Annotated in this window: 13 protein-coding genes; 8 read left to right on the top strand and 5 right to left on the bottom strand. The window is 48.1% G+C overall.

Going from position 1 to position 13279, the window contains the following annotated elements; all coding sequences use genetic code 11:
- The first annotated feature begins 107 nt into the window (after positions 1-107).
- Entirely contained in the window at positions 108-554 is a 447-nt protein-coding gene (locus AC6R0R_RS06765) for an META domain-containing protein (protein ID WP_500626148.1), read from the top strand.
- Positions 555-676: 122 nt separating this feature from the next.
- On the opposite strand, the gene AC6R0R_RS06760 is transcribed toward AC6R0R_RS06765, so the two are convergent.
- Complete coding sequence (locus AC6R0R_RS06760) at positions 677-1264, bottom strand: TfoX/Sxy family DNA transformation protein (RefSeq protein ID WP_500626147.1); 588 nt, start codon at positions 1262-1264, stop codon at positions 677-679.
- 386 nt (positions 1265-1650) lie between these two features.
- Between AC6R0R_RS06760 and AC6R0R_RS06755 the strand changes: the two genes are divergently transcribed.
- The 5 genes from AC6R0R_RS06755 to AC6R0R_RS06735 all read left to right on the top strand — a co-directional run bounded on the left by AC6R0R_RS06755 (position 1651) and on the right by AC6R0R_RS06735 (position 7107).
- Complete coding sequence (locus AC6R0R_RS06755; RefSeq protein WP_500626146.1) at positions 1651-2571, top strand: HDOD domain-containing protein; 921 nt, start codon at positions 1651-1653, stop codon at positions 2569-2571.
- A gap of 20 nt (positions 2572-2591) precedes the next feature.
- The gene (locus AC6R0R_RS06750) at positions 2592-3497 is read left to right on the top strand and encodes a LysO family transporter (RefSeq protein ID WP_500626145.1); all 906 of its coding nucleotides are present in this window, start codon (positions 2592-2594) and stop codon (positions 3495-3497) included.
- A 153-nt stretch (positions 3498-3650) separates the two neighbouring features.
- Positions 3651-4163 (top strand): hypothetical protein, encoded by a 513-nt coding sequence (locus tag AC6R0R_RS06745; RefSeq protein WP_487901162.1) that lies wholly within the window; start codon positions 3651-3653, stop codon positions 4161-4163.
- A gap of 160 nt (positions 4164-4323) precedes the next feature.
- A complete protein-coding gene (gene panP / locus AC6R0R_RS06740) occupies positions 4324-5970 on the top strand; it encodes a pyridoxal-dependent aspartate 1-decarboxylase PanP (RefSeq protein ID WP_500626144.1) in 1647 nt (548 codons plus the stop codon).
- A gap of 282 nt (positions 5971-6252) precedes the next feature.
- Positions 6253-7107, top strand: coding sequence for a MurR/RpiR family transcriptional regulator (locus tag AC6R0R_RS06735; protein WP_334552476.1), 855 nt, complete (start codon positions 6253-6255; stop codon positions 7105-7107).
- A gap of 52 nt (positions 7108-7159) precedes the next feature.
- On the opposite strand, the gene AC6R0R_RS06730 is transcribed toward AC6R0R_RS06735, so the two are convergent.
- Positions 7160-8410, bottom strand: coding sequence for an iron-containing alcohol dehydrogenase (locus AC6R0R_RS06730; RefSeq protein WP_500626143.1), 1251 nt, complete (start codon positions 8408-8410; stop codon positions 7160-7162).
- A gap of 264 nt (positions 8411-8674) precedes the next feature.
- On the opposite strand from AC6R0R_RS06730, the gene AC6R0R_RS06725 reads away from it, so the two are divergent.
- Together AC6R0R_RS06725 and AC6R0R_RS06720 are read left to right on the top strand one after the other, a co-directional pair.
- The gene (locus AC6R0R_RS06725) at positions 8675-8941 is read left to right on the top strand and encodes a GrxA family glutaredoxin (protein ID WP_334552478.1); all 267 of its coding nucleotides are present in this window, start codon (positions 8675-8677) and stop codon (positions 8939-8941) included.
- 185 nt (positions 8942-9126) lie between these two features.
- Positions 9127-10809 (top strand): aspartate:alanine antiporter, encoded by a 1683-nt coding sequence (locus AC6R0R_RS06720; protein WP_334552479.1) that lies wholly within the window; start codon positions 9127-9129, stop codon positions 10807-10809.
- A 91-nt stretch (positions 10810-10900) separates the two neighbouring features.
- On the opposite strand, the gene AC6R0R_RS06715 is transcribed toward AC6R0R_RS06720, so the two are convergent.
- The 3 genes from AC6R0R_RS06715 to AC6R0R_RS06705 form a co-directional block, all read right to left on the bottom strand.
- Complete coding sequence (locus AC6R0R_RS06715; protein ID WP_334552480.1) at positions 10901-11578, bottom strand: ABC transporter permease; 678 nt, start codon at positions 11576-11578, stop codon at positions 10901-10903.
- A 3-nt stretch (positions 11579-11581) separates the two neighbouring features.
- Positions 11582-12322, bottom strand: a complete 741-nt coding sequence (locus tag AC6R0R_RS06710) for an ABC transporter permease (protein WP_334552481.1) — start codon at positions 12320-12322, stop codon at positions 11582-11584.
- 118 nt (positions 12323-12440) lie between these two features.
- Complete coding sequence (locus AC6R0R_RS06705) at positions 12441-13211, bottom strand: ABC transporter substrate-binding protein (protein WP_500626142.1); 771 nt, start codon at positions 13209-13211, stop codon at positions 12441-12443.
- Between the last annotated feature and the right edge of the window lie 68 nt (positions 13212-13279).

Raw genomic sequence — 13279 nt, 5'->3', positions numbered from 1 at the left:
CGCCGCTAAACTATGACTCACTTCTGACATTAACCGCTTGGTTTGCATTATACTTTCGCCAAGCACCGTCGCGTTTTGCGACACGTTTGATTTTTGGAGTTGATATCATGAAGCTTAGTCTAAAAACGCTATTTGCCGCAACCGCACTGCCCTTCGTCGTGACAGCGTGTGCAAGCAGTCAAGACGCCCCTACCCCAATCACAACGCAAGATCTTCAGCACCACAACTGGGAACTGCTCGCTGTCGACGGTCAAGCCATCAGCCTTGAAGAAGGTGAATCTACACCGCGTCTTGAAATCGGTGAGAAAATGACAGCGAACGGCCATGCTGGATGTAACAACTTCTTTGGTCAAGGTGAGTTAAAAGACAACCAGTTCCGCATTGAAAAAATGGGGATGACAATGAAGATGTGTGGTGATGACGCCATGCAAGTTGAGCAAGCCTTCTCACAAACACTGTCGGATTGGAGTGAAATGACTCTCACCAACCAAGGACTGGAGTTAAAAGGGGCTGCGCATACGCTCACATTCAAGCTCAATGACTGGAAAAACTGACCGAGTGTCTGTCTAGACATCGTTTGAACAGCAGATACATGAACGCCCCTCCAATTAGGAGGGGCGTTTTGTTTGGCTAATGTCTAAAACTGACTGCTATCCGCTCTTCAAGGCATCATGCGCTAACGGCAACTCTCCAACAGTTGCTGTTTGCGCGGCTCTTGAATGAGTTTCCAATGAATGCCGTCGATAGCGCCAGCAAACTTCCACAGCAGTTTCACATCCACATCGCTGCCGTATGCTTTCTTCACTTTGGCGTAGACCGTCGGCGCGCCGAGCTTGACGAAAGTATCCACATCATCGATGCCGGCTTTTTTCACCATTCGCTCCAACGTCAATTGCATGTTGGGCAAATCACGCAAGCGTTTATTGGTGGGAGACAATCTCAATTTTCTTGCCGCCAGCGCACCGTCGAGTGAACGATGAATTAATCGGTCAAGCTGAGGGTGCTCGCTCTCGAACAATCCAGTGATGTCGTAATAATTGACCGTCGCGGTGGTTTGCTTTTCTACATGAACGTATTTTTCACAGCCCAATGACATGAGACGTTGGTCAAGTGATGAACCACCACGCAAATAGATGGTGTTATCGCTGATCAGCACGAACATGGCGTCATCTTTAAACAACCCTACGCCGCCAAACATTGCACGCTTATAGTAGTCGCCAAACTTAGCGATATATTGAATGAACAATTGCTCTGTCATATCCATTGATCCTTAATCTAAAAACCCCGATTAGTAGTGATCACCAGATAGCAGCAGAAGAAAGCGAAAAAAGGAGTGTCAATCAAACGTTAGAGCTATATTTGTATTTGTTTGACTCACGACACTTAATCAGATGATAGTTAACGACGCAAAATAAGTCCGTGCCCAGTTCACATTTTTTAAATGGAACTAGGCGCATAAGCGGTTTTGAGTGGTCAAATGTTATTCAGAGTGAGGGCAACATCGCTTTTTGTGCAAGCTTTTTGTGTAAGATCACTGCGCAGCGAAAACAAACCGCGCTCCCAGTTCAATAGAAAAACGCAGTTCAGCAATTGCTAATCCAGACGCATCAACGGTAAACTGTGACGAGCGAACAAAAATAATGACAACGTATGAACCACTTATCTTTCTATTGGCTTCCAGAAAATAAAGAACTCCTCATTCAAGGGATTGAATCTGAGTTTTCTGAGATGATCGAAAAAGCGATCAAATCGCGCAAAATTGCTCTGCCTCCGATCCCAGACGTTGTGCTCAAAATTCAGAAGCTCTGTACGTCAGACACCACAACGGTACTTAATATCGCCGACGCACTACTCGAAGACCCAGGCCTTGCCGCTGTGGTTATCCGTGTAGCGAACTCAGTGATCTTTAATCGGCGTAACATCACGTGCACCGATATTGTTACGGCCGTGTCGCGTTTAGGGATATTTCGCGTTCGCGATATTGTCACTGCACAAGCCATTGAACAACTCAAGCACAACGTCAACCTAAGTAAAAACTGCAAGCGCATGTTGGTCAATAGTGCCGCCAACTCCCGTGAATTAGCCGCGACTATGGTCATGGTCGTTAAAGGCTTTCAGGAATCAGGCGAAAACTACTACGCCCACTTAGAGAGCGACAAAGCACTTCTGGCCGGTTTGCTTGCAGACATTGGCCTGTTCTGCATCGTAAATGAGTACCATCACTACCTTGAGCAAGGCAACTACCTTAACGAGCAGATCGCATTTCAGATTTTCGACAACCAGTGCGCCAATGCCAGTAAATTGGTGCTCGAGACTTGGGGGTTTGACAACGACTTCCTCGAAGTCTCAGCTAATCATAAAATCGCTCAAGTGACTCATGCCGTGAGTTATCTCGATGTAGCGAGAATGGCCAATCATATATTAATGTTCCGCAGGCAAGATGAAAACCTAGATGAACATGTGGTCGAATTTGATATTACCGGCGCAGATATACTGTACAAGTTGACTAATATGAGTGATAGTGAGTTCAATACTCAAATAGGCGAATTGATGAACGCCAGCGGCTTATAAAGTTCAACACAGGAAGTACCATGTTCTCAGGGATGTTATTTATTTTTACCCCACTTGTTGTGGGGTATTTCATTTCTATTTCTAATCCTGCTCGACTGCAAACCATTAATACCACTACGTCCAATCTGATTTACGTCATATTAAGTCTGATGGGGCTGAGCTTAGCAGCGCTGGATAATTTGGGAACCAATCTACAAATTATCCTGAAATTCACTGCGGTCTTTTTTTGTAGCCTGAGCGCCGCTAATCTTTGCGTATTGCCATTGATCGATAAACTGATGCCACTAAAAACAGACAGCGCATCGCATAAAGTGCCGCTGCTGCAAATGGCGCTCGAATCCGCAAGATTGATCCTTGTAGTGGGGGGTGGACTATTAGTTGGATTAGTGGTGTCGATGGATCTCAGCTGGGTGGATACCGCAAGCGAGTGGATCCTCTTTTTGCTGCTGTTTTTTATTGGCATTCAACTGCGCAATAGCGGCTTGACCCTGCGCCAAATCCTGTTGAACAAGCACGGCATGTTGATCGCTTGTGCCATCATCTCCAGCTCTATGGTGGGCGGTCTGATTGCCGCTTGGATTCTCGAGATTGATTGGTATCGAGGTCTCGCTATGGCGTCCGGCTTTGGCTGGTACTCTTTAGCCGGCATCTTGATGGGCGACGCCTTTGGCCCCATCTACGGCGGCGCGTCCTTTATGATTGAGTTGCTACGAGAATTGATTGCTTTGGTGCTGATCCCCCTCTTTATTCGTACTAAACCTTGTACGGCAATCGGCTATGCGGGTGCAACGGCGATGGACTTCACCTTGCCAGTCATCCAAACCACCGGCGGCGTGCGCTGCGTGCCTGTGGCGATTGTCAGTGGCTTTATTCTTAGCCTATTAGTCCCTGTAATGATGCTGTTCTTTGTCTCACTTGCAGGTTAGATCGCAGGAATGCCAGAAACAATCCACTATATTGTCCCTTTGCTTCGTCCATCCGAGTGAAGGAAACCCGTTCGGCACCTAATGATGACGATGCCGACATGAAAGGCCAATCAAAGAAGTTGGCCCAAAGAATACGTCTTTAAAGGAATGCTTATGAAACGCACCATTGTCGCCCTCGCACTCGCTGCTACCTCCCATTTAGCGTTGGCAGCAGACAACGCTTGCCTAGAAAAAAAATACGACGCTTATATCGATGCGTCTTTGCATTGGTATGAAGACTTGTCTCAGCTTACCTCAGAGCAATACCCAGAGTTGACCGAAGTCAGTGAGTGGTTCCTACAAGGCCGCCAGCATCACTTTGAGCTCAATCGCGCTGCGGTGAAATACTACCTTGAGCATGACGCCTCAAAAGTGGCGACTGCGCAGCCAGTAGAAGCGTGGTTGCAGCTTGATCAAAAAGACATCAAGGTGCTGACCTCGCGCAGTGATGAGCTTGGCCAATTAGCGAGCGTGACGTTTAATGATCGTCAAGCCAAGCCGCACGAGAAAAACTACGAGCTACGCTCTGCGTTTGCCGATTTACTGAGCCACCCAACCAAAATTGATGCAGCGCTCAAGCGCTACAATCAATCGATTCAAGCGCTTGAATCGATTGATTGTCAGTAAACCGAATCTCGTCTGTACTCACTCGTTAACATTCACGCTATTACCGGCATCTGTGACTGAGTGATGCAAACTGAGATCCATCAATTAAAACGGGACTTTGTGCCCGTTTTCGTTTAGATTGTCGCGCTTGCAACAAAAAATATTAGAGCAATGTAGCTGTATGGTATCGGAACACAAAACGGCAGATGTGAGTTTCGAAAGCTTACTTCGAATCTTTACAGTACCTGAAGGGCCAGACTCAACACTCACCAAGATAGAAGAGGAACTATCGCGAAACTTGAACAAGTTTTTGCGAGAGCACATCGTTGCGGAAGAAAAACCTCTACTCGACATAGAGAAAGACTTCTCCAACGCCTCTATCCCAGAGCAACCTGAGTTTGTCTCAGACCACACACAGCATTTGCTCGACACGCTCGTCTCTCAATCTGTTCATACATCAGCACCGAGCTTTATTGGTCATATGACCTCTGCTCTGCCCTATTTCCTGATGCCACTCTCCAAGATCATGATTGCGCTCAATCAGAACTTGGTCAAAATCGAGACGTCCAAAGCATTTACGCCCCTTGAAAGGCAAGTGCTCGGCATGCTCCATCGCCTGATTTACCATCGCAGTGACGACTTTTATTCGACTTGGATGCACAGCGCAAACCACTCTCTAGGTGCGTTTTGCTCGGGCGGCACCGTCGCGAACATCACCGCGCTGTGGGTGGCGAGAAACAATGCGCTACGCCCTGACGGTGCCTTCACTGGCGTCGAAAAAGAAGGCCTATTCAAAGCCATGAAGCACTATGGCTATGAAGGGCTCGCAATTTTGGTCTCTGAACGAGGCCACTACTCGTTGAAAAAAGCGGCGGATGTCCTCGGGATTGGTCAAGATGGTTTGGTCTCGGTGAAGACTGGGCCGGATAACAAGATCTGCCCACAAGATTTGAAACATCAAATTGCTGAGCTCAAAGCTAAACGCATCAAGCCATTTGCCGTTGTCGGCGTTGCAGGCACCACAGAAACGGGCAATATCGATCCTCTACGTGAAGTGGCGCTGATCTGCCAAGAAGAAGGCTGTCATTTCCATGTCGATGCCGCTTGGGGCGGTGCGACATTAATGTCGAACAACCATCGTCACCTACTCGATGGTATTGAGTTGGCCGACTCAGTCACCATAGATGCGCATAAACAGCTCTACATTCCAATGGGCGCGGGCATGGTGCTGTTTAAGCAGCCAGATGCGATGAAATCCATCGAGCACCACGCACAGTACATACTGCGCAAGGGCTCCAAAGATCTCGGTAGCCATACATTAGAAGGTTCACGCTCAGGTATGGCCATGCTCGTTTATGCGGCTATGCATATTATCAGCCGTCCCGGTTATGAGCTGCTGATCGATCAAAGCATCGAAAAAGCGAAATTCTTTGCGGATTTAATTCAGCAGCAACGTGATTTCGAATTAGTCTCTGAACCTGAGCTGTGCTTACTCACCTACCGTTATCTACCTGAGAAGGTGCGCGCGGCGCTAGAACAAGCCAATGACGCTCAAACCCATGAGCTGAATAATTTGCTTAACGAGCTCACTAAGTTTATCCAAAAGCGCCAGCGTGAAACCGGCAAATCCTTCGTTTCACGAACACGACTCAATCCTGAGCGTTGGAATCGTGAGCACACCATCGTATTTCGTGTTGTTCTGGCGAACCCGCTCACGCATTGTGATATTCTGAAATCTGTGTTGGAAGAGCAGCGTCATATCGCAACACAAGCGCCAAACTTAATGGCGCAAATCGATGCCCTTGCCGAAAACATTCTCACCAAATGAAATTTTCTTTCTGAAAAGCTGTAATTCATTTATCAACACCCGACCGATAATGCGATTTTTGGTCGGGGTTTAAGCGTATTTCCGTAGTTTAAACAAAATTTAGTTTGAGGCTTGTCATATTCTCATCATTTGTATGACGGAAACACTGCCTTAAACGTTCGGCTTAGGTTTATACTGAGCTTATGGCGCTGGATTGTCATTACCTTTAGCGAACAAGTTGTTCTCTACACTACAAAAATCAGGTATATCCAGTTAGATGTTCTACATACCCTCGTGAACACTATGAACACATTAGAAAAAATTCAGAAGAACCTGGAAAATTTTAGCAAGTCTGAACGCAAAGTCGCCGAAGTCATCATGGCTTCACCTCAGACAGCGATTCATTCCAGCATCGCGACGTTGGCCAAAATGGCCGATGTCAGTGAGCCGACCGTCAACCGCTTCTGCCGCCGCTTGGACACCAAAGGTTTCCCCGACTTTAAACTGCACTTGGCTCAGAGCCTTGCGAACGGTACACCTTATGTCAATCGCAACGTCGAAGAAGACGACGGCCCAGATGCCTACACGCACAAAATTTTTGAGTCCACGATGGCCTGTTTGGATGTCGCTAAAAACAGCCTTGACGCTATGCAAGTCAATCGTGCCGTCGACCTTCTGACACAAGCGAAGCGCATCTCTTTCTTTGGTTTAGGGGCATCGTCTGCTGTGGCGAAAGATGCTCAAAACAAATTCATCCGTTTCAACATCCCGATCACCTGCTTTGAAGATATCGTGATGCAACGCATGAGCTGCATCAACTGTACAGACAACGACGTCATCGTGTTGATTTCACACACTGGCCGTACAAAGAGTCAGGTAGAGATCGCCAACCTAGCGCGCGAAAACGGTGCGACGGTCATCGCGATTACCGCGAAAGACTCCCCGCTTGATAAAGCCAGCTCACTCTCTATCACGCTCGACATCCCTGAAGACACCGACGTGTACATGCCAATGGCTAGCCGCGTGGTTCAAATGACGGTGATTGACGTCCTTGCGACTGGCTTTACTTTGCGCCGCGGCACCGGATTTAGAGAAAACCTACGTCGCGTCAAAGACGTATTGAAAGACTCTCGCTACGACAAGCTTTCTCAGTTCTAGAGATCTTCCACTGGCAAGAATCCATAACGGCGCTCAATGAGCGCCGTTATTATTAGGATTTTTGTAGCCGCGATGGTTCTATATCATGACTGGTAAAGACGATAGAAGCCCGCGCGTCCTCGCCCACCGAACTGTGCTCGGTACACTCGCCTTGACATTGGCACACTTGGCCTAGAATCGCCATCAGTCGCTCTTTGGTCAGTGGTAGCGGATTGCCTTTGATCGACGTTGATTTCAGCGCATCCGCCGCGACCACATCAAACGCTGTCGAGCAAACCCCAAATTGACTCAACTCTGGGATGTTCAATTTTTCGAGCATCATATTGACCCATAAGATCGCGTCTTCTCGATGCGCATTCACTCGCCCCGTCAGCAATTGCGCGACTTTGGTGAACCTTTCGAGCACGTCTGTACGCTTGGATTCCATCGCCGCTTGAATGTTTTCCGCCATCACATAAGGTGCCAAGCGCGCGGTAATCACGCTGTGTGGCGCATCGAGTTTGCCTCCAAGCGCTGACGCCAATCCGTGCGCTGCACCGAGCTTGGCATTGGTGCTAGCCATACCGCCGAGCATAGCGGCAAACGAGATGTCGGCTCGCGCTTTATGGTCGTCCTTCAAACACGCTGGCAGCACAGAGTGGCTTAACCGTCTTAAGCCCTCTTCACAAATCATATCGGTGAGCGGGTTAGGCATGCCACACACATAGGCTTCCATCAGATGCGTGAACGCATCCATTGCACCTCGCCCAGAGCGGTAAGGGTCCATCCCATAGGTTAAAGTCGGATCGACAATCGCGACATCCGCCAGCATGTCGGGGCTGCGTAGACTCACCTTTACTTGTTCTTGACCTGAGCGCAGTACGGCATTACGCGTCACTTCAGAGCCGGTACTCGCTGTGGTTGGGATCGCAATAAAAGGTAAAGGCTTGGTTTTGAGCGGAACGTTTCGGCCCACCACCTCGACATAATCATACACATCGCCTTGATTTGGAATCACCGCCGCCAGCGCTTTGCCGACATCAATCACACTGCCACCGCCCATCGCCACCACCAAGTCAGGTTTAAAACGGCGGCCGACCGTCGCGGTTTCTTCAATCATGGTGATGTTGGGTTCGCCGCTCACTGCAACGTGTTGGTAGCGAAGTTTTTGACTTTTGAGGTGATGCAGTAGCGGCCCGCACCGATTGAGGTTTTTACCGGTGACCAGAAGCACGCTGTAGCCAAACTGGTTGATAAGCGAAAGCGACGACTCAAACGCCCCTTCACCAAACACGATCCGTGTTGAAGTCATAAACTGAAACATTGGCCGACTCCTTGATTCATTCCATTACTGGATACAGAGTGCACCGTCTCCCCAAAAATAACGTTGAGCTAGTGCAAACTTGCTTATTTAACCTTAAATTAATCATGGTTTTCTCGATAAAGACCACACCTTGTACGTCGCAAAAAAGTAAAATGTTTAAAACACAATCAATAGGTCTGCCCTATTAACCCAAGAGGTAAATGCCACTTTATTTCCTATAACGATTCGGGCATAGTGGCACTATTAAAATCAAAGGAGAAAGATATGTTCGTCGTTATTTTTGGTCGCCCAGCTTGCCCATACTGTGTTCGTGCAAAAGAACACGCAGAAACGCTAAAAGCAAAGCGTGACGACTTCAACTACCGCTACGTGGATATTCACGCAGAAGGCATTTCCAAAGCTGACCTAGAGAAAACCGTCGGCAAGCCAGTGGAAACTGTGCCACAGATCTTTATCGATCAAGAGCACATCGGTGGTTGCGATGATTTCGAAGCATACGCAAAAGAGCACTTGGGTTTGTTTGACGCTTAAACGTCACCCACTCACACTGTTGTACGAAAACCGCGAATATCGCGGTTTTTTTGTGCGTGCGTTTTACATTACTTTGTCTAATGTCAACGATGAGTAAACTCTCAAAAAATTCACTTATCTTTTTGAAATATTTCGCTACAATTCGCACACTTAACTTACTCCTCGGCAGCGCACAGATATAGCCCGTGAACATTGACGTCGTACTCTTGTTAGAACAAAACCCTATCTTATTGATTTTCGTCGTATTAGCGATCGGTTTAGCGATTGGTAAAATTCGATTTGGCAACTTCCATCTTGGTAACTCGATTGGCGTTTTGATTACCTCTTTGATCATGGGTCATTTAGGTTTCATGTTTAATGCTGACGCACTGACCATCGGCTTTATGTTGTTTATCTACTGTGTAGGTATTGAGGCAGGCCCCAACTTCTTCGGCATATTCTTTCGTGACGGCAAGCACTACTTCATCTTGAGTATGGTGGTGTTGTCAGCCGCGCTCAGTATTACCTATTTTGCTAGCCACTATATGGGCCTAAACTATGGCTTGGCCGCCGGCATGATGGCAGGTGCGCTAACCTCAACACCCGTATTGGTCGGTGCGCAAGATGCGCTCAATTCAGGATTGGCGGAATTACCCAAGAATATGGATTTCGCCTTGGTGCTAGAAAACCTCTCCGTCGGTTATGCGATGGCCTATTTGATTGGCCTTATCAGCATGATCTTCTTCGCCAAACTCCTGCCGAAACTGCAAAAACAGAATCTATCTGACTCTGCTCAGCAAATCGCACAAGAGCGCGGATTGGGCGGTTCTGGGCAACGAAAAGTTTACCTGCCGATTATTCGTGCATACCGAGTCGGCCCGGAGCTGATTGATTGGACCGATGGCAAAAACTTGCGTGAGTTGGGTATCTATCGCCAAACGGGTTGTTACATCGAGCGCATTCGTCGTAATGGCATCCTTGCCCACCCTGATGGGGATGCGATTCTGCAAGAGGGCGATGAGATTGCACTGGTTGGCTTCCCCGATAGTCACGCACGTCTTGATCCTAGTTTCCGCCATGGTAAAGAAGTGTTTGATCGTAACTTGCTCGATCTGCGCATAGTTGAAGAGGAGATCGTAGTCAAAAGCGATGCGATTGCGGGGAAACGTCTCTCTGACCTCAATCTTTCTGAGTATGGCTGTTTCCTAAACCGAGTGGTTCGTGCTCAAATTGAGATGCCAATGGACTTGGATATTGTGCTTGCCAAGGGTGACATTATCCAAGTCAGTGGTGAGCGCAGCCGCGTCCAAGGGCTGGCGGAAAAAATCGGCTTTATCTCTATTCATAGCCAAATGGCGGATTTGCTCGCGTTTTGTAGCTTCTTCATTCTTGGCATTATGTTTGGTTTGGTCACCATGACCTTTGGCCAAGTGTCGTTCGGCTTGGGTAATGCCGTTGGCTTGCTGCTTTCGGGGATCACTCTCGGCTTTTTGCGTGCCAACCACCCAACGTTTGGCTACGTTCCGCAAGGCGCACTCAACATGGTCAAAGACTTGGGACTGATGATCTTTATGGTGGGGATTGGCCTCAGTGCCGGTAGTAAAATGTTTGATCACCTCACGCAAGTAGGTCCTCAAGTGCTCGGTTTGGCGTTTTTAGTCAGCGTAGTGCCAGTGGCTCTGGCGTATCTGGTTGGCGCCTATATCTTGAAAATGAACCGTGCGCTGCTGTTTGGCGCCATCATCGGCGCGCGTACCTGTGCGCCAGCGATGGACATCGTGAATGACTACGCCAAATCAACCATCCCTGCACTGGGCTACGCAGGTACCTACGCCATCGCCAATATCTTGATGACGCTGGCCGGTACGGTGCTCATCATTTTGTCTTAGTGCCCAGAGTTCGATTTTGCGTTGATTCGATTTTGCGTTGAATAGAAAAATGGCTTCCCGATGGAAGCCATTTTTTCTTTCACAAGATAGGTTAACTCAGCGGTCTCAGGTACGCTAAGAAACGTTTTTCTGCCCCTTTGAAAACCCAGAGAATCACGAAGGTCAGCGCCATATAGAACAGACCAGCCGTTAGGAAGGATTCAAACGGCGCGTAGTAGCGAGAATTCACCAGACGCGCAGCGCCCGTCAAATCTAAGATGGTGACAATACCGGCCACCGCACTTCCATGCAGCATAAAGATCACTTCGTTACTGTAGGCTGGCAGTGCTCGGCGCAATGCGCTCGGCAGAATGATACGACGATAAGTCAAAAAGGTGCCCATACCATACGCTTTAGCCGCTTCCACCTCGCCTTTTGGCAGCCCGTTGATCGCGCCGCGAATGATTTCAGCGGTGTACGCCGATGTATTGAGCACAAAGGCAACCAACGCACAAAACCAAGCATTTTCCCACAGGGTATCTTTCACTGGGAAAAACTGATCCATACCGTAATAGATTAGATAGAGCTGAACCAACAGCGGCGTGCCACGGAAGAAATAAATAAACGCCCAGCTTGGTCCGACCAACCAATAATGTTGGCTATTTCGCGCAATACCCAGCGGGATAGCGACACACAAACCAATCACGAGAGCGAGTCCCACCAACCACGTTGTCGTCCACAAACCATCTAGGTAGATTGGCAAGCTATCAATAATCAATGAAAAATCCATGCCCTACCTCGTATGAATACTGAATTTGCGCTCGACGACTTTAAGCAGCCCAGTCGACACACTGGTGAAAAAGAGAAAAATCACCGCGACCGCCATGTAAAAAGTGAACGGCATTTTGGTTGAGCCTGCGGCGAGCGAGCTCACGCGCACCATATCTTCTAGCCCGATAATAGAAACCAAGGCTGTGGTTTTAAGCAATACCAGCCAGTTGTTACCAAAGCCCGGTAAAGCGTGGCGTATCATCTGAGGGAGTAAGATCCGGCGAAAGGCGAGCACTGAGCTCATGCCGTATGCTTTTGCCGCTTCCATCTCGCCCTTATCTACCGCCATGATGGCGCCACGAAATGTCTCCGCCATGTAAGCACCGAAGATGAAGCCTATGGTCATCACGCCAGCGATAAACGGGCTAACGTCGATGTAATCAGGTAAATAAGACGTCCACTCGTGGTTTGGATCACTCGCGGCAAACCAACCATTCAAGGTTTCGTTGATCGAGTAGAGACTGTTGTTTAATAGAATCTGTCCGCCGAAGAAAATCAGCATCATTAAGACTAAATCGGGAATACCACGGATAACCGTTGTATAGAGAGTGGCGATAGCTCTTGCCCAGCGATAAGGGGCGAGTTTCGCCAAAGCACCCAGCATGCCTAAAATCATGGCAAGAAGCAGTGACAATAAGGCAACCTCGATGGTCACCACGGCCCCTTTCAATATAGAGGCTTCGTATCCTTGTAAATCCAGCATAGGTGAGTTCCTGATCCCTAAACTCAATTTCCTACATCAATAGAATCATTGAGCTGGCTATAGAAAGAGATCGACCGCTGGCTACATCAAGGAACGAGCACCAGCGGTCGAAGGAGAATTACTGACCGTAAACGTCGTAGTTAAAGTACTTAGCCGCAATCTCTTGGTACACACCTTTCTCACGTAGAGACAGGATAGCTGCGTCAAGTTTTTGCGTGAGATCTTTATCTTGTTTACGAACGGCAATGCCCATGCCGTCACCAAACCATTTTGGATCAGTCAAAGAAGGACCAACGAATTCGTAGCCTTCGCCACCCGCTTTATTCAGAACGCCTTCTTCCAATGCTGAAGCATCACCTAGTACTGCAACGATACGGCCGTTGGCAAGATCAAGGTACGCTTCATCAAATGAACCGTAACGCACGATTTCGACTTGGTCACCGTAGTTGTCTGTCAGGTACTTGTCGTGCGTTGTTGCACGCTGAACACCGATTTTAGCGCCGCTTAGGCTATCGAAATCAAGACCTGCGCCTTTCTTAGCGATAAATTTGTTTGGGATTTGTGCGTATTTGCCAGTGAAGTCCACTTTCTTTTTACGCTCTTCTGTAATCGACATCGCAGCGATGATCGCATCGTATTTACGTGCTAGCAGAGATGGGATAATGCCGTCCCAGTCTTGCGGTACGATCTTACACTCAACTTTCATCTCTTCACACAGCGCGTTGGCCATATCAACGTCGAAGCCTTTGAGAGAACCATCAGATTCTGTCCAGCTAAACGGAGGATACGCACCCTCAATACCAAAACGAACGGTTTTCCATTCTTTTGCCTGAGCCACACCAGTTACTGCTGTCGCAGCCAATGCTGCAACGACTAACCACTTTTTCATTTCCATACTCCTGTGATTTTGTATGTTGTGTTTATTGTTGTGTCCTTATAATAAAGACTGTTTTGATT

Source organism: Vibrio sp. R12-SW3-ISO1 (assembly GCF_059834005.1).
This window is presented reverse-complemented; position numbering and strand designations above follow the sequence as displayed.